The organism is Methylobacterium sp. J-026, assembly GCF_022829585.1.
In the GTDB taxonomy this organism is placed as follows: domain Bacteria; phylum Pseudomonadota; class Alphaproteobacteria; order Rhizobiales; family Beijerinckiaceae; genus Methylobacterium.
Window position 1 is genome coordinate 97,837 of sequence record NZ_JAKSYC010000069.1, and the last position, 22,159, is coordinate 119,995.

General features: G+C 71.4%; 18 protein-coding genes. 14 read left to right on the forward strand and 4 right to left on the reverse strand.

Annotation, left to right across the window (positions count from 1 at the left end; genetic code table 11):
* The first annotated feature begins 843 nt into the window (after nt 1-843).
* The 3 genes from MKK69_RS07330 to MKK69_RS07340 are packed head-to-tail and all read left to right on the forward strand — an operon-like array spanning nt 844 to nt 4,246.
* A complete protein-coding gene (locus tag MKK69_RS07330; protein WP_409564786.1) occupies nt 844-2,736 on the forward strand; it encodes an MHYT domain-containing protein in 1,893 nt (630 codons plus the stop codon).
* Nucleotides 2,733-3,185: a response regulator gene (locus MKK69_RS07335; protein ID WP_243967105.1), complete on the forward strand. Its 453-nt coding sequence runs from the start codon at nt 2,733-2,735 to the stop codon at nt 3,183-3,185. The genes MKK69_RS07330 and MKK69_RS07335 overlap by 4 nt, the downstream gene beginning before the upstream one ends.
* Nucleotides 3,182-4,246 carry a sensor histidine kinase gene (locus MKK69_RS07340; RefSeq protein WP_243967106.1) on the forward strand — a complete coding sequence of 355 codons (1,065 nt, stop codon included), beginning with the start codon at nt 3,182-3,184 and terminating at the stop codon, nt 4,244-4,246. Before MKK69_RS07335 ends, MKK69_RS07340 begins: the two co-directional genes overlap by 4 nt.
* A gap of 9 nt (nt 4,247-4,255) precedes the next feature.
* Here the strand turns inward: MKK69_RS07340 and MKK69_RS07345 are convergent, their stop codons facing one another.
* On the reverse strand, nt 4,256-4,819 hold the full coding sequence (locus tag MKK69_RS07345; protein ID WP_243967107.1) for a TetR/AcrR family transcriptional regulator: 564 nt from the start codon (nt 4,817-4,819) through the stop codon (nt 4,256-4,258).
* 70 nt (nt 4,820-4,889) lie between these two features.
* Between MKK69_RS07345 and MKK69_RS07350 the strand changes: the two genes are divergently transcribed.
* The 4 genes from MKK69_RS07350 to MKK69_RS07365 all read left to right on the forward strand — a co-directional run bounded on the left by MKK69_RS07350 (nt 4,890) and on the right by MKK69_RS07365 (nt 10,597).
* Nucleotides 4,890-6,020, forward strand: coding sequence for an efflux RND transporter periplasmic adaptor subunit (locus MKK69_RS07350; protein ID WP_243967108.1), 1,131 nt, complete (start codon nt 4,890-4,892; stop codon nt 6,018-6,020).
* Nucleotides 6,017-7,117 (forward strand): efflux RND transporter periplasmic adaptor subunit, encoded by a 1,101-nt coding sequence (locus tag MKK69_RS07355; protein ID WP_243967109.1) that lies wholly within the window; start codon nt 6,017-6,019, stop codon nt 7,115-7,117. Before MKK69_RS07350 ends, MKK69_RS07355 begins: the two co-directional genes overlap by 4 nt.
* A gap of 22 nt (nt 7,118-7,139) precedes the next feature.
* Nucleotides 7,140-10,199 (forward strand): efflux RND transporter permease subunit, encoded by a 3,060-nt coding sequence (locus tag MKK69_RS07360; RefSeq protein ID WP_313900836.1) that lies wholly within the window; start codon nt 7,140-7,142, stop codon nt 10,197-10,199.
* A gap of 176 nt (nt 10,200-10,375) precedes the next feature.
* The gene (locus tag MKK69_RS07365; protein ID WP_243967110.1) at nt 10,376-10,597 is read left to right on the forward strand and encodes a hypothetical protein; all 222 of its coding nucleotides are present in this window, start codon (nt 10,376-10,378) and stop codon (nt 10,595-10,597) included.
* A gap of 8 nt (nt 10,598-10,605) precedes the next feature.
* On the opposite strand, the gene MKK69_RS07370 is transcribed toward MKK69_RS07365, so the two are convergent.
* A complete protein-coding gene (locus MKK69_RS07370; RefSeq protein WP_243967111.1) occupies nt 10,606-10,983 on the reverse strand; it encodes a 4a-hydroxytetrahydrobiopterin dehydratase in 378 nt (125 codons plus the stop codon).
* Nucleotides 10,984-11,170: 187 nt separating this feature from the next.
* On the opposite strand from MKK69_RS07370, the gene MKK69_RS07375 reads away from it, so the two are divergent.
* From MKK69_RS07375 to MKK69_RS07385, 3 genes are read left to right on the forward strand one after another with little or no spacing between them, the layout of a single operon-like run.
* On the forward strand, nt 11,171-12,154 hold the full coding sequence (locus tag MKK69_RS07375) for an ABC transporter substrate-binding protein (RefSeq protein WP_243967113.1): 984 nt from the start codon (nt 11,171-11,173) through the stop codon (nt 12,152-12,154).
* Nucleotides 12,155-12,211: 57 nt separating this feature from the next.
* The gene (locus MKK69_RS07380; RefSeq protein ID WP_243967114.1) at nt 12,212-12,943 is read left to right on the forward strand and encodes an ABC transporter permease; all 732 of its coding nucleotides are present in this window, start codon (nt 12,212-12,214) and stop codon (nt 12,941-12,943) included.
* Nucleotides 12,924-13,658, forward strand: a complete 735-nt coding sequence (locus MKK69_RS07385; protein WP_243967115.1) for an ABC transporter ATP-binding protein — start codon at nt 12,924-12,926, stop codon at nt 13,656-13,658. Before MKK69_RS07380 ends, MKK69_RS07385 begins: the two co-directional genes overlap by 20 nt.
* Nucleotides 13,659-13,719: 61 nt before the next feature.
* Here the strand turns inward: MKK69_RS07385 and MKK69_RS07390 are convergent, their stop codons facing one another.
* The gene (locus MKK69_RS07390; protein WP_243967116.1) at nt 13,720-15,651 is read right to left on the reverse strand and encodes a hypothetical protein; all 1,932 of its coding nucleotides are present in this window, start codon (nt 15,649-15,651) and stop codon (nt 13,720-13,722) included.
* Between the two features lie 172 nt (nt 15,652-15,823).
* The gene (locus MKK69_RS07395) at nt 15,824-16,150 is read right to left on the reverse strand and encodes a HesB/IscA family protein (protein ID WP_243967117.1); all 327 of its coding nucleotides are present in this window, start codon (nt 16,148-16,150) and stop codon (nt 15,824-15,826) included.
* A gap of 154 nt (nt 16,151-16,304) precedes the next feature.
* On the opposite strand from MKK69_RS07395, the gene MKK69_RS07400 reads away from it, so the two are divergent.
* The 4 genes from MKK69_RS07400 to nagZ all read left to right on the forward strand — a co-directional run bounded on the left by MKK69_RS07400 (nt 16,305) and on the right by nagZ (nt 22,114).
* Nucleotides 16,305-17,552 carry a deoxyguanosinetriphosphate triphosphohydrolase gene (locus MKK69_RS07400; RefSeq protein WP_243967118.1) on the forward strand — a complete coding sequence of 416 codons (1,248 nt, stop codon included), beginning with the start codon at nt 16,305-16,307 and terminating at the stop codon, nt 17,550-17,552.
* Nucleotides 17,553-17,664: 112 nt separating this feature from the next.
* Complete coding sequence (gene argS, locus MKK69_RS07405) at nt 17,665-19,416, forward strand: arginine--tRNA ligase (protein WP_243967119.1); 1,752 nt, start codon at nt 17,665-17,667, stop codon at nt 19,414-19,416.
* A gap of 51 nt (nt 19,417-19,467) precedes the next feature.
* Nucleotides 19,468-20,829: an SPOR domain-containing protein gene (locus tag MKK69_RS07410; RefSeq protein ID WP_243967120.1), complete on the forward strand. Its 1,362-nt coding sequence runs from the start codon at nt 19,468-19,470 to the stop codon at nt 20,827-20,829.
* A gap of 280 nt (nt 20,830-21,109) precedes the next feature.
* Nucleotides 21,110-22,114, forward strand: a complete 1,005-nt coding sequence (nagZ, locus tag MKK69_RS07415; RefSeq protein ID WP_243967121.1) for a beta-N-acetylhexosaminidase — start codon at nt 21,110-21,112, stop codon at nt 22,112-22,114.
* Nucleotides 22,115-22,159 lie beyond the last annotated feature (45 nt).

Consider the following 22,159-nt stretch of genomic DNA (forward strand, 5'->3'; position numbering starts at 1 on the left):
AAAAAGACAGCGCCGATTCGACAGATCACCGCTCGGCCACCGCCGCTGCAGGTCTTGGGCAAAGCGCATCCCGAGATCCAAGAACGCACGGCGTTCTTCGCGCGAGCGCGTGAGATCATGGTGCGGTGCCGATGCCGTCGAGGCAGGTCACGCTCCCCGATCCGCCGCACAGGGATGTTCATATAGCGCTTCCGGATGCAGGCAATGGGCGGACCCTCACGCGTTTCGCTTCCTCCTTTGCGGGCTGCGATGTTCAGACATCGCCCGCTGCACGGCGCAACGCGCTCTCCCCCCGTTGCGACTACGGGCGACACAGGTTTGAGGTCTAAGCGAGCGCGCCGGTGAGATCGGCGGGGCTCGGGTTCCCTCTTCCGTGCGGGAGAGGGGGCCTGTCGCGCTGCGTCATGAGCCGCGTGCCTTGACCCTGTGTCGCCCGTAGCCCGTGCGGGGAGGCGTTGGAGGTGGGGGTGGCGCAGGATCGGGCGTGACGGTGTCTTCTGCACCACCCCACCCCTGACCCCTCCCCGCAAGGGGGAGGGGAAAAGCGCACCCTTTCAAAATTTTAGTGTCAGCCGGAGAAGCGTGAATCCGGTAGCCTCTGCGGGGGAGGGCGCGTGGCAGGTCTGGACTGCCGTACCCGTCGACCGGGCGATGGACCGAAACCCGAAATCCGGTTCCGATCGGCCCACCGCCGGCTGTCTCCGTCCGAAGCGTGGCCCCGAAAAACGCCGGCCTTCGGGTGCGCGACGGTGCGCCGGAATCCATGCTCCGCATGCCGGCTCATATCGTGTGGCGCGGTTCACGGACGCGGGCTAAACTGGGGCGTGCGCCCGTCGCGCGGCGATGCATCCCATGATCCATACCGGCTACAATCCGGCGCTCGTCGCCCTGTCGATCGGCCTGTCGGTCTTCGCCTCGTACACGGCGCTCGATCTCGCGGGGCGCATCCGCGGGGCGGCCCCGGGACCGCGCTGGTCTTGGGTCGCGGGTTCCGCCCTGGCGATGGGCGGGGGCATCTGGGCGATGCACTTCGTCGGGATGCTCGCCTTCGACATGGGCGTTCGGGCCACCTACCATCTCGGCCTGACTCTGCTCTCCCTGGTGATCGCCGTCGCGGCGACCGGGATGGCGTTCGCGTGGGTCGCCGACAAGGACGCGCAGCCGGCGGCCGTCCTGGTCGCGGGACCGCTCATGGGCCTCGGCATCGCCGGGATGCACTACACCGGCATGGCGGCGCTGCAGATCCCCGGGGACCTCGCCTACAACCCGTCCATCGTCGCGGTCTCCGTCGCGATCGCGGTGACCGCGGCCACCGCCGCCCTGCGCCTCGCGTTCCGCCCGCACGGCGTCGGGCAGAGATTGCTCGCGGCCGGCGTCATGGGGCTGGCCGTGGCCGGGATGCACTACACCGGCATGGCGGCGGCGACCGTCACGGCGGTGGCGGCCGGTGCCCCCGCCGCCCATGCCGCGATGCTGCCGCAGGGACAGCAGAACCTCGCGCTCTACGTCGCCGGGGCGACCTTCTTCATCCTGTTCCTGGCGATGCTGGGGTCGTCCCTCGACCAGCAGCGGGTCCAGCGCGACCTCCAGGCCAGCGAGGCCCGGTTCCGGGCCGCGATCCAGGCCGTCCGCGGCGTGCTCTGGACCAACGATGCCGCCGGCCGGATGATCGGCGAACAGCCGGGCTGGAGCGCCCTCACCGGTCAGACCCGCGCCCAGTATCAGGGCTACGGCTGGGCCGACGCGGTTCATCCGGAGGATGCCCAGGCCACGGTCCATGCCTGGAACGAGACCGTCCGGACCCGGACGACCTTCAACCACGAACACCGGGTGCGCATGGCGGACGGGAGTTGGCGTCACTACGCGATCCGCGCCATCCCGGTGCTCGACGCGCGCGGCGCCATCCGCGAGTGGGTCGGGGTCCACACGGACATCACCGAGCAGCGGGAGGCCGAGGCCGAGCTTCGGGAGTCGAACGAGGAGATCCAGCGCTACGCCTATATCGTCAGCCACGATCTGCGGGCGCCGCTGGTCAACGTCATGGGCTTCACCAGCGAGCTGGAGGCGACGCGGGTCGAGTTGCGCGCGGCCCTGTCCGGGCACCCGCAGGCCGAGCGGATCGACGCGGATTTCGGCGAGGCGCTCGGCTTCATCAAGGCGGCGGTCAACCGCATGGAGAGTCTGATCGCCGCCATCCTGAAGCTGTCCCGGGAGGGGCGGCGGCAGTTCATGCCGGAATCCCTGGACATGACGGCCCTGCTCCAGGGCCTCGCGGACGCGCACAGGCACCAGGCCGAGGCGGCCCGGGCGGTCGTGACGGTGGCGCCCGACCTGCCGCGGATCGTCGCCGACCGGCTCGCGATCGAGCAGATCTTCGGCAACCTGCTGGACAACGCCCTCAAGTACCTCGACCCGTCCCGCCCCGGGCAGATCGCCATGACGGCCCGCGCGGTCGGCAGCCGGGGCATCTGTTTCTCCGTCACCGACAACGGCCGCGGCATCGCCGCCCGGGACCATGCCCGCGTGTTCGAACTGTTCCGCCGGTCCGGGGCGCAGGACCGGCCCGGGGAGGGCATCGGCCTCGCCCACGTCAAGGCACTGGTGCGCTCCTTCGGCGGCCGGATCGAAGTCCGTTCGCAACTCGGCGCGGGCACGACCTTCGACGTGACCTTGCCGCGCGGTGCGTCTACAGCGGTCCGGGAGGATTCCGAACCGGCGCCCCTCGCCGCCGCATGAGCGTGGAGCGACCCGTGCACCCCGTCAGCATCGTGATGATCGAGGACGACGAGGGTCATGCGCGGCTGATCGAGCGCAACATCCGCCGGGCCGGCGTCAACAACGAGATCGTGCCGTTCCAGGACGGAACCTCGGCGCTCAAGTACCTGCTCGGGCCGGACGGGTCCGGCGAGGCGAGCGCCCGGCGCCACCTGCTGATCCTCCTCGACCTGAACCTGCCGGATATGACCGGCCTGGATATCCTGGAGAAGGTCAAGGCGAACCCCCATACCAGGCGCTCGCCGGTGGTGGTGCTCACCACGACCGACGACAGCCGTGAGATCCAGCGCTGCTACGACCTCGGCGCGAACGTCTACATCACGAAGCCGGTGAACTACGAGGGCTTCGCCAACGCGATCCGCCAGCTCGGCCTGTTCTTCTCGGTGATGGAGGTTCCTGAGAACCCATGACCGCGGAGCACGCCGGCGCGGACGGGGCCGCCGCGGCGGCGCGGATCCTGTACATCGACGACGATCCGGGCCTCGGCCGCCTGGTCCGGCGGGCGCTGGAGGCGCGCGGCTACGCGGTGGAACTCTGCCCCAACGGCGCCGAGGGACTGGTCCGGCTCGCGCGGGGCGGGATCGACGCCGTGGCCCTCGATCATCACATGCCGGGCCAGACGGGGCTCGACCTGCTGCCGGAGATCCGGGCCCTTCCGGGGGCGCCGCCGGTCATCTACGTGACCGGCTCCGAGGACAGCCGCGTCGCCGTGGCCGCCCTGAAGGCGGGGGCGGTCGATTACGTCTGGAAGGACGTCCAGGGCCAGTTCCGCGAGCTCCTCGGCGAGGCCGTCGATACCGCCCTCCGGCAGGAGGCGCTGCGGCGGGACAAGGAGCGTGCCGAGGCCGAGATGCGCGAGGCCCGCGACCGGGCCGAATTGCTGCTGCGCGAGGTCAATCACCGGGTTGCCAATTCCCTGGCCCTGGTGGCAGCCCTGGCCCACATGCAGCGCAATGCCGTGACCGATCCGGCCGCCAAGGCGGCCCTCGACGAGATGCAGGCGCGGATCTCGGCGATCGCCGGCATCCATCGCCGCCTCTACACGTCGGACGACGTCGAATCCGTCGCGCTGGACGCCTATCTTGGCAGCCTCGTCGAGGAGTTGCAGGCAGCCATGCGGGCGGACGGGCGGGACCACGCGATCCGCCTGACCGCCGCGCCGGTGCGGCTCTCCCCGGACAAGGCGGTGTCGGTGGGCGTGGTGGTGACCGAACTCGTCACCAACGCCTACAAGTATGCCTATCCCCTCGGGACGCCGGGGGAGATCCGGGTCGCCGTGGATCAGGACGGGTCCGACAACGTCCGCCTCGCGGTCGAGGACGACGGGATCGGCTGGACCGGGGAGGGGGAGATCCGCGGAACCGGCCTCGGCTCGCGGATCGTGCGCGCCATGGCGACGAACCTGCGCTCCGCCCTCTCCTACGCACCAGGAAGTCCCGGCACCCGCGCCGTCCTGGCGTTCCGGGCCTGACCCGGCGGATCAGGAATCCGAACGGCCGGCGATGCGCTCCAGGGCGGCCAGCATCGGCTGCAGGTCCGCCTCCCCGAGGTCGTGGAAGCCGAGGGCCCGCCCCATGAACAGGCCCAGCACCGCGAAGAACAGCACGGAGCCTTCGCCCGGGCAGGCGCCCTCGATCCGGCCGAGACGGCCCAGCTGATCCGCCACGAAGGCGCGGTAATCCTGCAGGGCGTCCGGGGATTCGATCGAGGCGACGAGCAGGGCGCGGGACGATTCGTCGTCGTTGCCGTAATGCCCGCGGACATGCGCGACCATCGCCCGGGGAAGCTGCGACGGGCCGGGCGGGATCGCGGCCTCGCAGGCGGCGATCTCCTCCCGCAGCTGAGTGAGCTTCCTGGCGACCAGCGCCGCGATCAGGGCGTCCTTCGATGCATAATGGTGCAGCACGCCGCCCTTGCTCAACCCCGCCTCGGCCGCGACCGCGTCGATGGTCAGGGCCCGTGAGCCCCCCTTCAGGAGGACTGCGGCGGCCGCTTCGAGAATGATCCCGGGCCGCTCCGCCAGCCGCTTGCGCTTCGCCTGCATCGAACACCTGCATTAAAAACCGACTGGACGGTATGTAACGATTGGGCTAGGAACGCGCCACGCCGATCTTATGAGCCCGGCCACCACGGTCGACCGCATGACCCGCTGCTCCGCTCACGATCCTGCCCGACTTCTCTGGGCGATAACGGTCTTCGGCTGGATCGGGTGCGCCCGCGCCGAGCCGATCGTCATCGGTGGCCCGACGCTGGCGCGTGTCAGGGTCATCGAGGCCCGCCGGACGCCGATGGCCTCCGAGGTGGTGCTCACGGGCGATATCCAGGCCCAGGCTCAGGTCAACGTGGCGTTCCGCACGAACGGCAAGGTCGCCGAGCGGCGGGTGGAGGTCGGCGACCACGTGGCGGCCGACCAGGTCCTGGCCGTGCTGGAGCCACTGACCCAGCAGGCGAATCTCGACAACGCCCGGGCCGCGCTGAACTCGGCGGAGGCGCTGCTGACCCAGGCGAAGATGTCCTTCGAGCGCCAGAAGCAGCTCCTGGCCGGGGGCTTCACCACCCGCTCGACCTACGACAACGCCGAGCAGGAACTGCGCACGACCCAGGCCGCCGTCGATTCGGCGCGGGCCGCCCTCGGCACCGTGCAGGAGCAGTTCGCCTACACGGAACTCCGGGCCGGCGTCGCCGGGATCGTGACCAGCCGCAGCTTCGAGGTCGGTCAGGTCGTCCAGTCGGGCCAGACCGTGCTGGTCCTCGCGCAAGACGGGCCGCGGGACGCGGTGTTCAACGTCTACGAGTCGCTGCTCGCGCAAAAGCCGGCCGACAGCACCATCGCGGTGGCCCTGCAGGCCGATCCCACGGTCACGGCGACCGGGACGGTGCGCGAGGTCTCGCCGACCGTGGATTCCGCGAGCGGCACGGTCCGCGTGAAGATCGGGCTCCGGGCGACGCCGCCCGCCATGGGGCTGGGCGCCGTGGTGGTCGGACGCGGGCGGTTCGCCCCGCACGACACGGTGGTCCTGCCGTGGTCGGCGCTCTACCGCTACGACGGCCACCCCGCGGTGTGGATCTTCGATCCGGGGGCGCGGACCGTGTCGGTCCGCGCCGTGGAGATCGACCGGTTCGGGCCCGACATCATCGCGCTGAAGCGCGGCGTCGAGCCGGGGGAGCGCGTGGTCGTCGCCGGCATCCAGTTCCTGCGGCCCGGCCAGACCGTGGCGGCCGCCGAAATCGAGGGCGGCCGATGAGAACGCGCGCGATCCTGACCCTCGGCGCCGTCGCGGCGCTCGGCGGCTGCAACGATCGCGCCGGCGGCGCCGATCCCCATGCCGCCGCCGCGCCCGTCAGGCCGGTGCTGACGCAGGTCGCCGAGCCGAGCGACAGGATCACCCTGGGCCCCTTCGCCGGCACCGTGGAACCGCGCTATCAGGCTCAGCTCGGTTTCCAGATCCCCGGCCGGATGGTGGCGCGCGACGTCACGGTCGGCGACATCGTCACGAAGGGCCAGCGCCTCGCCGCGCTCGACGTCATCGTCACGCGCTTCGACCTGACCCGCGCCGAGGCCGACCTCGTCGATGCCCGCGCCCAGGCCGAGAACGCGGAATCCGCCGAGGGGCGGACCCGCCGCCTCATGGCGGGCAACAGCGTCGCGCAGGCCACCCTCGATCAGGCGGTGGCCAAGCGCGAGACCGCGCGGGCGCGGCTCGATCAAGCCCAGGCCAGCCTCCAGAAGGCCCGCGACCAGATGGGCTACACCGAGCTCAAGGCCGAGTTCGACGGCGTCGTCACGCAGCGCCAAGCCGAGATCGGGCAGGTGCTGAGCGCCGGGCAGGCCGTGGTGACCGTGGCCCGGCCGGAGGTGCGCGAGGCCGTGGTCGACATCCCGGAAGCCTATGTCGGCGCCCTGCCGCCGGACTGCACCTTCACCGTCGCGCTCCAGAGCGCCCCGGAACTGACCGCGACGGGCCGGGTGCGCGAGATCGCGCCGCTCGCCGAAGCGGGCACGCGCTCGAAGCGGATCCGCATCGCCCTGGACAATCCGGGGCCCGCCTTCCGCCTGGGCGCGACGGTCGACGTGGCGCTCACCAGCACGGTTCAGCGCCGCTTCCTGCTGCCGCCCTCGGCGCTGCTGGAGGAGGGCGGTCACCACGCGGTCTGGGTCGTCTCGGCCGACGGCAAGTCGGTGGCGCGCCGTGCGGTGACGCTGGCCGCCGGGCGCGACCGCGCGGATCCGAGCCGCGTCGCGGTCATCGAGGGCCTCCAGGCCGGGGAGCGCGTCGTCATCGCCGGCGTCCACGCGCTGAGAGACGGTCAGGCCGTGCGCCTGGGCGACGGCGCCGTTTGAGCGGGCGGCAGGGGCTTTCCCAGTGACGAACTTCAACCTCTCCGACTGGGCGCTCGGGCATCGCTCGTTCGTCTGGTTCCTGATGCTCGTCGCCCTCGTGGCCGGCGTGATGGCCTATTCCCGCCTCGGCCGGGAGGAGGATCCGCCCTTCACGATCAAGACCATGGTGGTCCAGACGACGTGGCCGGGCGCAACCATCAAGGACACCCTCGATCAGGTCACCGACCGGGTCGAGAAGGAGCTGCAGCAGCTTAACGGCCTCGATTACGTGCGCAGCTACACGACGCCCGGCTCGTCCACGGTCTTCGTGCAGTTCCGCGACACGCTCAAGAAGAGCGAGATCCAGCCGGCCTTCTATCAGGTCCGCAAGCGGCTCGCCGACATCAAGGGCCAGTTCCCGGACGGCGTGCAGGGTCCGTTCTTCAACGACGAGTTCGGTGACGTCTACGGCAACATCTACGCCTTCACGGCCGACGGCCTGACCTATCGGCAATTGCGCGACTACGTCGAGGGCGTCCGGACCGAGGTGCTGCGGGTGCCCGACATCGGCAAGACCCAGCTGATCGGCACCCAGGCCGAGACGATCTTCCTCGATTTCTCGACGCGCAAGCTCGCGGGCTACGGCATCGACTTCTCCGCCCTGATCAAGGCGCTTCAGGCGCAGAACGCGGTCTCGGCCTCGGGCGTCGTCCAGGCCGGTCCCGAGCGCGTCTCGCTGCGGGTCAGCGGCTCCTTCGCGTCCGAGGCCGCGCTCCAGGACTTCAATCTGCGGGTGAACGACCGCTTCTTCCGCCTCGCCGACATCGCCGAGATCAGCCGCGGCTACGAGGATCCGCCGTCGCCGCTGTTCCGGGTCGACGGCAAGCCCGCGATCGGCCTCGCCATCGCCATGCGGCCCGGTGCCAACCTGCTGCATTTCGGCGACGCGCTGAAGGAGCGGATGCGGCTGATCGAGGCCAAGCTGCCCGTGGGTGTCGGCGTCCATCTCGTCTCCGATCAGCCCAGACAGGTCGAGCACGCGGTCGGCGGCTTCACCGAGGCCCTGGTCGAGGCGGTGATCATCGTGCTCGCGGTGAGCTTCGTCAGCCTCGGCGTGCGCGCCGGTCTCGTGGTCTCCGTGTCGATCCCGCTCGTCCTGGCGATCGTGTTCGTGGTCATGCAGATCATGGACGTCACCCTGCAGCGCATCTCGCTCGGCGCCCTGATCATCGCGCTGGGCCTGCTGGTCGACGACGCCATGATCACCGTGGAGATGATGGTCGCGCGCCTGGAGCGGGGCGACACGCTCCGGAAGGCGGCGACCTTCGCCTACACCTCCACGGCGTTCCCGATGCTCACCGGGACCCTGGTCACCGTGGCGGGCTTCCTGCCGATCGGCTTCAACGGCTCGGGGGCGGGGGAGTACACCTACTCGCTCTTCGTGGTGATCGCGGCCGCGCTGCTGGTCTCATGGGTCGTGGCGGTGCTGTTCGCGCCGCTCATCGGCGTGACGCTGCTGCCGAAGACCATGAAGCACCACAGCGAGTCGCGTGGGCTGTTCACCCGCCTGTTCACGGCGGCCCTGCGCATCGCCATGCGCTGGCACTGGACCACGGTCGTGACCTGCCTCGCGGTGATGGCCGTGGCGATCGTCGGCATGGGCCACGTCCAGCAGCAGTTCTTCCCGTCCTCCGACCGCTCCGAACTGCTGGTCGATCTGACCCTGCCGCAGAACGCCACCATCGCCGAGACCCGGGCGCAGATGGATCGCTTCGAGGCGACGCTGAAGGACGATCCCGACGTGTCGAGCTGGTCCTCCTATGTCGGGCAGGGCGCCGTGCGCTTCTACCTGCCCCTCGACCAGCAGCTCGCCAACGCGTTCTTCGGGCAGATCGTGATCGTGACGAAATCCCTCGGCATCCGCGACCGGGTGATGGCGCGCCTTCAGGAGTTCGCCCAGCGCGACTTCGTCGGCACCGACGTGCTGGTGCAGCCGCTCAGCCTCGGGCCGCCGGTGGGACGGCCGGTCCAGTACCGTCTGAGCGGGCCCGACATGGAGACGGTGCGCCATCTCGCCCTCGACCTCGCCAACGTGGTCGCCACCGACCGGCGCCTGGACGTGCCGACCTTCGACTGGAACGAGCCCGGTAAGGTCCTGCGGGTCGAGATCCTCCAGGACAAGGCGCGCCAGCTCGGCGTATCGAGCCAGGACGTCGCGGGCATCCTCAACGGTATCGAGGGCGGCCAGTCGATCACGCAGGTGCGCGACTCGATCTACCTCGTGAACGTCGTCGGCCGGGCCCGGGCGGCCGAGCGGTCCTCGCTCGACACCCTGCAATCGCTCCAGGTCGGGCTGGCCAACGGGTCCGTGGTGCCGCTCCTCGCCTTCGCGCGGATCGGCTACGACCTCGAACAGCCAATCGTCTGGCGCCGCGACCGGCTGCCCACGGTGACGGTGCGCGCGACGATCCACGATTCGACCCAGCCCGCCACCATCGTCGCCGCCCTGCAGCCGGGGATCGACGCCTACGTGAAGGCGCTGCCGGAGGGCTACACCCTCCAGACCGGCGGAGCGGTGGAGGAGTCGGCCAAGGGCCAGGGTCCCATCGCCGCCGTGGTCCCGGTGATGCTGCTCGCCATGGCGTTCTTCCTGATGGTGCAGCTCCAGAGCGTCGGGCGGATGCTGCTCGTCTTCGCCGTGGCGCCCCTGGGGCTGATCGGCGTGGTGCCGGCGCTGCTGCTGTTCGACAAGCCGATGGGCTTCGTCGCCATCCTGGGGATCCTGGCGCTCGTCGGCATCATCATCCGCAACGCGGTGATCCTGGTGAGCCAGATCGAGGAGTTCCGGGCGGAGGGCATGGCGCCCTGGGACGCGGTCTACGAGGCGACGCACCACCGGATGCGACCGATCCTGCTCACCGCCGCGGCCGCGAGCCTCGGGCTGATCCCCATCGCCCGCGAGGTGTTCTGGGGGCCGATGGCCTTCGCGATGATCGGCGGAATCCTGGCGGCCACGCTCCTCACGCTGCTGTTCCTGCCCGCCCTCTATGTCGGCTGCTACCGCATCCGGCCCAAGAGCGGCGGGGCCTCGCACACCGCCTGATCACCGGCGGACGGGATCGCAGCGCGCACAGGGCGCTGCGAGACGCGGTCGACCCGCCCCTTCGCCCCCTCAGGGCGGGTCGACCGTCATCGGATTCGGACGGCTCCGGTCGCGCAGCGCGGCAACCAATCGCCGCGCCGCGCATAGGGTGGTGTGGAACGAGGAGTCCCATCCGCATGAACGCCTTCATCGCCGTGGTCCTGGTCTGCGCCAACGGCCTCGCCCAGGAGGCCTGCACGGACGATCAGGCCCTGGAGGTGCGCAAGGTCCGCGTCGCCAACGAACTCGGCTGCGCCACCGGCTGGCAGGAGATCATCGCCCGCACCGAGCGGCGCGACGAGATCGGCAAGAGCGCCTATCTCAAGACGGAGTGCCGCCGGGTGAAGGCAGAGCCGTGACGGCCGCGCTACCGCTCGTACTTGATGTAGGCGAAGCGCGGATCGGTGGGCGTCCCTTCGAGGCCCTGGCCCTCCAGCCCGGGCTGCCAGGACACGACCTCCTCGATCTTCCGCGCCAGGGCGAAGTCCTTGTCGGTGATGCCCTTGGCGGCGTGGTTCATCAGCCGCACCTCGACCCAGGCGTAGGACGCGGTCAGGTCAGGGTGGTGCCAGGCCGCCTCGGCGAGGTGCCCCACGGTGTTGATCACCATGAGCGTGCTCTTCCAGCCGGAGGTCTTGTAGGTCCGGCGGATCCAGCCGTCCTCCAGCCGCCAGGCGGGCAATTCGGCCTTGAGCCGCGCCTCCACGGTCGCGTCGTCCAATGCGCCTTCACGTCGCTCGGTCATGTCCGGCGTCCCTCTCAAGTCGGTCCCGCGCGGCAGGGTGCCGCCGCATCCTGTCCTGCGCAAGCGGTCCCATCCGGTGGACGCCGCGCTATGCGGGCCCTATGACCTTTTTCCAATGGCGCCGGGACAAGTCCGCACCCCAGTCTGCCGGCTTTCAAGACTGCGCAATACGATGGGAGAAGGCGTGATGCTGTCACGGCGCGCGATGCTCGCCGCGGGTCTGCTCGGCGGCCTCGGCTTGCGGGCGGCGCGGGCCGACGCGCCGGTGATCCGCCTCGGGAGCCTGCCCTTCGGCACGTCGACCTGGGAGGCGGCGGTGATCAAGGCCCGCGGCCTCGACGCCGCCAACGGCTTCCAGCTCGACGCCGTCAAGCTCGCCGGCAACGACGCCGCGCGGATCGGCTTCATCGGCGGTCAGGTGGACACGATCATCGGCGACCTGCTCTGGGCGGCCCGCCTCGGCAACGACGGGCAGGCGGTGCGCTTCATCCCCTATTCCACCTCGGAGGGCGCCGTGATGGTGCCGGCCGACAGTCCGATCCGGAGCCTCAAGGACCTCGACGGCAAGCGCCTCGGCGTAGCCGGCGGGCCCCTCGACAAGAACTGGCTGCTGCTCCGGGCGCAAACCAAGGACGCCGCCGGCATCGATCTGGAGCACGCCGCCGAGATCGCCTACGGCGCGCCGCCGCTCATCACCCTGAAACTGGAGCAGGGGGCGCTCGACGCGGCGCTGACCTACTGGACCTACTGCGCGCGCCTCGAAGCCAAGAAGTTCCGCCGGCTCGTCGGCGCCGAGGACATCATGCATGCCCTCGGGGTTGCGGGGGACGTGGCGCTGATCGGCTACCTCTTCCAGGATGCCACCGTGAAGGAGAAGCCCGACGCGGTGGCGGGTTTCGCCCGGGCCTCGCGCGCCGCCAAGGACATGCTCGCCCAGGACCCGTCGACCTGGGAGATCGTGCGCCCATTGATGGCCGCGGAGGACGACGCGACCTTCGAGGCGTTGAAGCGCGATTTCCTGGCCGGGATCCCGCGCCGGCCCGTCGCGGAGGAGCGGGCCGACGCCGAGACGCTCTACGCCGTGATGGCACGGCTCGGTGGCTCGCGCCTCGTCGGAAAGGGCACCGGCCTGCCCCCCGGCCTCTATTACGACACCGGCCGCAATGGCTGAGGCGGCCGGCTGCCGCGGTCCCGCGATGTGGCTCCAGATCGCCGGAACCGCACGGGCGTGCTGACCCGGATCGCATCCCTGCTGGTGCTCGTCGCCGCGTGGCAGGCCGCCGCGCTGGAGGCCAAGTCCCGCCTGCTGCCGGCGCCCCTGGCGGTGCTGCGCTTCATCGGGCAGGAGGCCGAGCGCGGCGACCTCCTTCACAATGTCGGCGTCACCCTGCTGCGGGTGGCGATCTCCTTCGCGGTGGCGATGGCGCTCGGCATCGCCCTGGGGGTGGCGCTCGGCCGCTCGAAGGCCGCCGATTTGACCCTCGACACGCCGCTCCTCGTGCTGCTCAATACGCCGGCGCTGGTCATCACCGTGCTGGCCTATGTCTGGGTCGGGCTGACCGAGACGGCCGCGATCCTCGCCGTGGTGCTGAACAAGCTCCCCAACGTCGCGGTGATCGTGCGGGAGGGTGCCCGCAACCTCGATCCCGGCCTCGACGAGATGGCCAAGGTCTACCGGCTGGACCGGCGCGACTGGGTCGGCGATGTGCTGATCCCCCAGCTCCAGCCCTACATGGTCACCGCCGCGCGCTCGGGCCTGTCGCTCGCCTGGAAGATCGTGCTGGTGGTGGAGCTGCTCGGCCGCCCCGACGGCGTCGGCTTCGCGATCAACTACTACTTCGTCCAGAGCACCGATGTGGCCGCGATCATCGGCTACAGCCTCGTCTTCATGGCGGTGATGATCGGTATCGACGTCCTTCTGCTCCAGCGGCTCGAAGCCCATGTCCGCCGTTGGCGCTGATCCCGTCCTGCGCGTCGCGATCGATTCGAAATGGTATCGCCCCCGGGACGGCGAGCCGGTCGAGGCAGTCCGCGACCTCGCCTTCGCGGTCGGGGCCGGCGAGATCGTCTGCCTGATCGGCCCCTCGGGCGCCGGCAAGACCACGACCCTGCGGATCCTGCTCGGGATCGATCCGGCCTTCGAGGGCCGCGTCGCCGGGGCGGAGGGGGCCGGGATGGTGTTCCAGGAGCCGCGGCTCCTGCCCTGGCGGAGCGTCGAGCACAATGTCCGCCTCGGCCTGCCGCGGGCACGGCGCGGTCGCGACCTCGACGACCTCTTCGCGCGGCTCGGGCTGAGCGCGTGGCGCGGCAGCTATCCGAAGGCGCTCTCGCTCGGGATGCAGCGGCGCGTGGCCCTCGCCCGCGCCCTCGCCGACGGCCCGCGGGTGCTGGTGCTCGACGAGCCCTTCGTGTCCCTCGACGATGCCGCCGCCGCCGAGCTGCGCGCGCTGGTGGTCGACACGGTCGATCGGGCCGGCATGAGCGTCCTGATGGTGACGCACAACGTCGCCGAGGCGATCGGCATCGCCGATCGGCTGCTCCTCGTCTCGCGCCGGCCCGCCCGCCTAATCGCGGACGTCCCCCTCGATCGGCCGCGCAAGTCCCGCGACCGCGCCTGGGCGGAGGAGACCCGAGCCGGCCTCGCGGCGCGGCACCCGGACATCATCGCGGTGTAGAGGCCCCGCTCCGGAGGGGGCGCCGGCTCTCGGGAAGCGCCAACGCGCGCGGCGGCGCGGCTCAGTTCGCCTTCGCGTCCACGTCCAGCCGGTCGAGCACGGCGGCCGGGGAGCGCGCCGCCCCGAGATCGATGAAACCGATGCCGGCGGGCTCCTTGGCCCTGGCGTGCAGGACCAGCTTGCCGGGCTTCAGGACGAACTGCCCCATGGCGGCGCCGATTCCCTTGGCGGCGGGGCCGTTGCCGAGGATGATCGGCACGCCGAGCAGGCTCGCGGTGACGTATTCCTTGCGCAGCTCCTCCGGCTTGAGGCTGAGATCCTTCGACTGCGCCGCCAGAAAGCGCTCGAACAGGCCGGCATTCTCCACCGTCAGGTCGAGGTTCTTGGCGCTCCCCGAGAACATCAGCAGCGTCGCCGCCGGGAGCGTCCCGGACAGCAGTTCGGGTCCGATCCCGCCCAGCGTTCCGGCAAGGCGGACGGTGCCGACATCCCGCCCGGAGAGCACGACTTCGCGCACGGACAATTCGCGCGCCATCTCGTCCACGGTCGCGTCAGCCACGAGGTCGAGGTCGAGGTCGCGATAGCCATAGGCCGGCAGCATGCCGACGATCGGCTGGCCGGCGAGCAGATCCGCGGGCAGGCTCAGGCCGGACAGGGTCAGGCGGCTGCTGCTCGGCACGCCGTCGCTCGGCGGACCGACGGCGAGGGTCGCGACGCGCAGGGCGATCCGGCGCGACGGGTGCGGAGCGACCGTGACCGCGAGGGGATCGCCGGCCCGCGGCTCCGGGGCCTTGGGATCGCCGAGCCTCCCGACGACCGGCCGGTTCGGCTCAAGGGCCGGGCCGCGACCGGGCAGCCGTCCGTCCCGCGGGGGAACGCGGTCGGCTTCGGCCTCCGGGGGGAGTTCGATCGACAGGTCGTTGAGGCTGAGGTCGCCGACCTGCGGCGTGAGGCGGCGCATCTCCGCGTCGGACAGGCCGGCCGCGGGGCCGGGTTCGGCGGCGATGGCCTGCAAGGCCGCCACCGTGGGGGCCAGCGAGGTCCCGCGGAGGGTGAGGCGACCGATCCGGGCTCGCAGGCTGCCCCGGGTCAGCGCCAGATCCTCGAGCCGCGTGCCGGCCTCCGGCCCCGACGACGCGTAGGCGACCCGGCGGATCTCGAACAGGAGGGGGCCCTTCGGGTCGGCATCGCTGACGCTCAAGCCCTGCATCTCCAGGCTCCCGAGCGTCGTCGCGTCGATCAGGTCCGCAGCGGCGCCCGCGAAGGCGCGGCGGTCGTTCGGCTCCGCGAAGCCCGCACCCACGATGGCGAAGGCGCCGTTCCAGCCGTCCGGGATCTGCCGGCCGCCGAGATCGCGTCCGTTCAGACTCGTGATCTTCACGGTGGTCCCGCGCGCGTCCGAATAGGTGACGTCCGACACCTGGATCGTGCCGTAGACCCGCTGGACCGGTCCCTTGCCGTCCCCCGGGACGGTGTAGAGGCGGCTGAGAGCCGCGAGGTCGAGGTCGGTCGCCCGCACGGCCCCGTAGGTGCCCGAGCCACGGTTCGGCCCGGAGACCACGCTGACGGTCGCGCCCGCGGCCGTCAGTTCGCCGACGCGGCCCGCCCGGACGTCCCGGGCGACGACGTCGCGGTAGGTGACGGTCTGGCGGTTCTCCCCGGGCCCGGCATTCTCGGAGGTGAGGACCGGAACGGTCAGGCTTCCGGCATCGAGCCGCGCCAGGCGCTCGTTCCACGGGACCGCGGAGTCGGGCCGGAGGATCGCTTCGAGATCCTCCTTCGACAGGCGCGTCCCGCTCGCCGTCAGCTTGGGCGCCTTGAGCAGCGTGCCCCCGAGGGGCAGAACCACGTCGGTGACCGTCACGTCCTGAACGGCGGCGGCGCCCTCCTGCGCGGCGAGCAGCCCGGGGCAGGCGGCGAGGCCGAGCAGCACCGACACCCCGGCCGCCGCCAGGGCCGACCGGAGGCGGGATCGAGCCTTCGGGTGGATCATGGCAGGGTCCGGACCTGAGCTCTCGGGCGAAGCCCGTAGGCCTGCCGCGTTTTCCCGGGCGAGGCAATCGCACGCGCCAGCGCAGGGCGTCGCGCCGCCACGAGTGTCGTAAGGGAGCAACGGCCGGCGGCGCGCGCCGGAGCGGACGCGGCGCCGGAGGCGGGCGGTCGCCCTACAGCGAGAACGAGGTGCCGCAGCCGCAGGAGGCCGTGGCGAGCGGGTTCTCGATCTTGAACGACTGGCCGATCAGGTCGTTCACGAAATCGATGATCGAGCCGTTCATGTATTCCAGGGAGACCGGGTCGACGATCACCGTGGCGCCGTTGCGCTCGATCGCGATGTCCTGGGCCTCGCGGCTCCGGACGATGTCGAAGGCGTAGGAGAAGCCCGAGCAGCCGCCGCCGTTGACGCTGATCCGCAGGGACGAGCCGGAGGGCTCGGAGACCATGATCTCGTTGATGCGCTTGGCGGCGCGGTCGGTCAGGATGATTTCAGCCATCGGTCTCTGGCCACGCATTCGTTCGGTGGACGCCACCGCCGGGCCGTTGCCCTGGACGTCATGACCGACAAGATATGGGTCCTGAGCCTGCGCCGCAACGCGTCGGGTGGGGGAGGGGTCATGATCGGGATGCGCGACACAGCGGGCGGATGCCGTGCGGGCTAACGGCGAGCGTTGGCGCGCGCCCTACGCCACGGATCCGGCCCGGACCCGCGGACGCCTGATCCCGGAGGAGGCCTCGCCAACCCGGAGCGACTTCCAGCGCGACCGCGACCGGATCATCCACTCCACGGCGTTCCGGCGGCTGAAGCACAAGACCCAGGTCTTCGTGCATCACGAGGGCGACCATTACCGGACCCGGCTGACCCACACCCTGGAGGTCAGCCAGATCGGCCGGGCCCTGGCCCGGGCGCTGGGGCTCGACGAGGATCTCGCCGAGGCGCTGGCGCTCAGCCACGACCTCGGCCACACCTGTTTCGGCCATACCGGCGAGGACGCCCTCGACGCCTGCATGGCCGCCCATGGCGGGTTCGACCACAATGCCCAGACCCTGCGGATCGTCACGCGCCTGGAGCGGCGCTACGCCGGGTTCGACGGGCTCAACCTCGCCTGGGAGACCCTGGAGGGGCTGGTCAAGCACAACGGCCCGCTGCTCGATGCCGACGGCCGGCCGACGCCGCGCTACGCCGACCGGGGCATCCCGGCGGCGATCCTGGAATACGACGCGCTGAACCCCCTCGACCTGTGGAGCCAGGCCGGTCCCGAGGCGCAGGCCGCCGCGCTCGCCGACGACATCGCCTACGCGGCCCACGACCTCGACGACGGCCTGCGCGCCGGCCTGTTCGAGATCCCGGAATTGCGGGAGGTCCCGTTCCTGGCCGAACTCCTGGACGAGATCGACCGGCTCCACCCGGACCTGGAGCCGTCCCGCCAGATCCACGAGCTGGCGCGGCGCGTGATCACGCGCTTCGTCGAGGACGTGATCCGCGAGGGCGGCCGCCGGATCGCCGCGCTCGAACCCCGCAGCGTCGCGGATATCCGCCGGGCGGGTGACCCGGTGATCGCGTTCTCGCCGGAGATCGCCGCGGCGGATGCGGACATCATGCGCTTCCTCTGGCGGCGGATGTACCGGCATCCCGGGGTGGTGGCCGTGCGCAAGAAGGCCGAAATCATCGTCAACGACCTGTTCGCGCGTTTCACCGCGGACCCGGCGCGGATGCCCGAGGAGTGGAGCGCCGGCCTCGACGGCGCGGGGCCGGCGCGCATCGCCCGCCGGGTCGCCGACTACATCGCCGGCATGACCGACACCTACGCGGTGCTGGCGCATCGCAAGCTCCACGACACGACCCCGGACCTGCACTGGGCGTTGCCGAGCCGGGGATTGCCCCTCGCCGAGCCCTGAGCGGCGTCCCACCGGTGCCGTGACACCCTATCGCCCCCTTGCTAGACGGCCCCGGCGGGCGCAGGCCGGACGGGCCGGGCGACGCGATTGCGCGCGAGCGAGACCGAGACCGATGAACATTTTCGCCCTGTTCGAGGCGCGCGTGCGCGAGGCCGTGGAGGCGCTGACGCGCGCCGGCCAGCTGCCCGAGGGCCTCGATCTCGGCCGCGTGGTCGTCGAGCCGCCGCGCGACCCGTCGCATGGCGACCTCGCCACGAACGCCGCCCTAGTCCTGGCCAAGGAGGCCCGGACCAACCCGAAGGCGCTGGGCGAGGCCCTGGCGGCGGAGCTGCGCGGCGATCCGCGGGTCGTCGAGGCCAGCGTCGCCGGCCCCGGCTTCATCAACCTGCGCCTCGCGCCGGCGATCTTTCACGCGGTCCTGCGCAGCGCCCTCTCGGAGCCGGAGGCGTTCGGCCGGGCGCGGATGCAGGGCGGCGCGATCAACGTCGAGTACGTCTCGGCCAATCCCACCGGACCGATGCATGTCGGCCACGGCCGCGGCGCCGTGTTCGGCGACGCCCTATGCAATCTCCTAGTGGCCGCCGGCCGGACGGTGACCCGGGAGTATTACATCAACGACGCGGGCGCCCAGGTCGACGTGCTCGCCCGCTCGGCCTTCCAGCGCTACCGCGAGGCGCTTGGCGAGCCCTTCGCCATCGGCGAGGGCCTGTATCCCGGCGACTATCTCAAGCCCGTGGGCGTGACGCTGGCGGAGGCCCATGGCCGCAGCCTGCTCGATCAGCCCGAGGCCGCGTGGCTGCCTCTGGTGCGCGAGACCGCGCTCGGCATGATGATGGACATGATCCGGTCCGATCTCGCGGCGATCGGGATCCGGCACGACGTGTTCTTCTCCGAGCGGACGCTCCAGCAGAGCGGCGCCGTGAAGGCGCTCCTTCAGGAACTGCGCGAACGCGGGCTCGTCTACGAGGGGCGTCTGCCGCCGCCCAAGGGCCAGCTCCCCGACGATTGGGAGGACCGCGAGCAGACGCTGTTCCGCACCAAGGAGTTCGGGGACGACAGCGACCGGCCGCTGCTCAAGTCCGACGGGTCCTACACCTACTTCGCCTCCGACATCGCCTATCACCGGGCCAAGTACCTGGCGGGCGCCACCGAGCTCATCGACGTGCTGGGCGCCGACCACGGCGGCTACGTGAAGCGCATGCAGGCCGCCGTGAAGGCCGTGAGCGACGGCAAGGCGACCCTCGACGTCAAGCTCTGCCAGCTGGTGCGGCTGTTGCGCGCAGGCGAGCCGGTGAAGATGTCGAAGCGGGCCGGCGAGTTCGTGACCCTGCGGGACGTCATCGACGAGGTCGGGCGCGACGCGATCCGCTTCATGATGCTCTACCGCAAGAACGACGCGACCCTGGACTTCGACCTTGCCAAGGTCGTCGAGCAGTCGAAGGACAATCCGGTCTTCTACGTGCAGTACGCCCACGCCCGGGTGCGTTCGGTCCAGCGTCAGGCCCGCGAGGCTTTCCCCGCGGCCGACCTGTCCGGCCCGGCCCTGCTCGCCGAGGCGGATCTCGGCCTGCTCACTGATTCGGGGGAGGGCGAGATGATGCGGCTCATCGCCCAGTACCCGCGGGTGCTCGAATCCGCCGCCGCCGCGCATGAACCGCACCGGATCGCGTTCCATCTCTATGAGACCGCCTCGGCGCTCCATAGTTTCTGGAACAAGGGCAAAGACTTGCCGCAATTACGGTTTGTTAATGCAACCGATCGAAAGTCGACCTGGGCCCGGCTGGCGCTCGCCGAAGCTCTGCGGAGCACGCTTGCCGCGGGCCTCGCGGTGCTCGGTGTGACCGCGCCGGACGAGATGCGATGACGGACCCGAGACCATCGGGCCTGTGACCGGCGCTGATGTGAGGATGCTGCCATGACGAACGCTTCGCGCGCTCAGGTCGATCTGGACGCCCTCGCGCGCGATCTGCGTCACGATACGACACGCGGATCGCAGGACGGGGCCAAGCCCGATCCGCTGGCCGAACTGGCCCGGATCGTCGGGCAGGACGACCCGTTCCGCGCCCTGCTGGCGGCCCGCGATCAGATGCGCGCGGTGGCGCCCGCGCCGCCGCAGGCGGGCTGGAACGGCCGGGTCGAGCCGAGCTTCGCCCCCGAGCCGGCCAAGCCGAATCCGGCCGACGCCTTCGACCAATACCTCGCCTCTGTGGAGCGTGACACGCATCACGAGGAGGCCCCGTACGGCGCCGGGGCCGATGCGGCCGAGCAAGGTGCCGAGGACGGCTACACGGAGGACCGCCCGCTCCGGCGCGTGAACCCGCGCCGGCGACTCGTCTCAGTGGGGGCCGGCATCGCCGTCGTGGCGGTCGCCGTCACGGGGGCGCTGACCTACAAGGGCCTGCACAGTTCGACCCCCGGCGGCGTGCCGGTGGTCCAGGCCGATGCGACGCCCCTTAAGGTTGCGCCCAAGGTCGCCGACGGTGTCGAGATCCCGGATCAGAACCGGCAGATCTACGATCCGAAGGGCAAGAAGGACGGCCAGATCAAGATCGTCAATCGCGAGGAGCAGCCCCTCGACGTGGCCGAGGCGGCGCGCGCCGCCCAGGGTCCCGCACCGGCCGGAACCAGCCAGGGCGGCACCACGCCGGGCAACGGCCCGTTCGAGGCGTTCGGCGAGCCCCGCCGGGTCCGGACCGTCGCGGTGAAACCCGAGGCGCCGCCCGCGCCCCCGGCCCGGGAGGCGCAGGCCGATGCCGGCCCGAGCCCGATCCCCACCATGGTTCTGCCCACCGACGAACCGCCCGCACCGCCCGCCGCCAAGACCAGGCCGGTCCGCCAGGCCGCGGCCGCCCTGGCGCCCGCGACGCCCGCTTCCGTGGAGGCGCCGCCGGCCCCGACGCCGGTCGAGGCGCCGCCGCCCCGGCCCGTGGCCGTCAAGCCCGCGCCGAAGGCGGTTCAGCGGGTCGCCAGCGCGGCCCCGGATACGACCGCCAGCACCACGACCTCCGACGATGCCGGCCTGAGAAGCGGCCCCGTGGGCGGCTTCTCGGTGCAGCTCGGCGTGCGCGGCTCGGCCGCGGAGGCGCGGGCGGCCTTGCATCAGATGCAGGGCAAGTACAGCGAGCTCGCCGGCAAGCCCGAACTCATCCGGCAGGCGGAGGTCAACGGCAAGACCATCTTCCGCGTCCGCGTCGGGCCGCTGGAGAAGGCCGAGGCGTCCAGCCTGTGCAGCACACTGCAAAGCGCAGGCGGCCAATGCTTCGTGGCCAAGAACTGAGCCGCTGAATCCACCTCCCGGCCGGTCACGGCGGTGACGGCCCCGGAGCGAGCGACGGGCTGATCGGCGGGGGCCTCGACCCGCCGGTTCGCCCCCGCGCAGCCGCCGATGGCGAGTCCCGGCGGCAACACAGGCCCGCCACGAACCGGGACGGCCGCCCCGCGCCGCCGATTCGTCTTGCCGGCTCCCCGTTCCCGCCCGACTCTGCGCGCATCGATTCGGCCCGCCCGAAACCGTCTTCGCTACGCGTGCATCCCCGAGTAGTCCCCGAGACGTCCCGATGACCTCCCGTGCCCTGATCCTCGGCTGTGCCGGCAAGTCGCTCTCCGCCGAGGAGGCGGCCTTCTTCCGCGACGTGCGGCCGTGGGGGTTCATCCTGTTCAAGCGGAACATCGGCACGCCCGACGAGGTGCGCGCCCTGACCGCCGCCTTGCGCGACTGCCTCGGCTCCGCGACCGCGCCGATCCTGATCGACCAGGAGGGCGGCCGGGTCCAGCGGATGGGACCGCCGCACTGGCCGGCCTATCCGGCGGGCGGACGCTACGGCCGGCTGAACGGCAGCGCCACCGCGATCGCGCGTCTCGGCGCCCGCCTGATGGCGCACGATCTGGCCGATGTCGGCATCAACGTCGATTGCGCCCCCGTGCTCGACGTTCCGGCCCCCAGCGCCCACGACATCATCGGCGACCGGGCCTATGGGACGAACCCGGCCTCGGTCGCCGAGATCGGCCGGGCGGTCGCCGAAGGCCTGATGGCCGGCGGGGTCCTGCCGGTGATGAAACACATCCCGGGGCACGGCCGCGCCGCCTGCGACAGCCATCTCGGGCTGCCGGTCGTCGAGGCGAGCCGCGAAGCGCTGGCGGCGCAGGATTTCCGGCCGTTCCGGGCCCTGGCCGACCTGCCGATGGCGATGAGCGCCCACGTGGTCTTCACCGCCATCGACCCCGAGCGTCCGGCGACGCAATCGGCCACCGTCATCCGGGAGGTGATCCGCGGCGAGATCGGGTTCGACGGCCTGCTGATGACCGACGATCTGTCGATGCAGGCGCTGACCGGGACCTTCCGCGCGCGGGCCGAGCGGGCCTTCGCCGCGGGCATCGATCTCGGCCTCCACTGCAACGGCGCGATGGACGAGATGCGGTCGGTGGCCGAAGCGGCCCCGGCGCTCGACGGCCGCGCTGCGGAACGGGCCGCCGCGGCGCTCGCGCGGCTCGATCCGGCCGGCGACGACCTGGACGTGCCGGAGGCCCGGGCGCGGTTCGCGGCGGCCCTGGCGGCGGCCTGAACCGAAGTCCTGACCCGCGGCCTTCCACCACCCCTGGCACCGCCC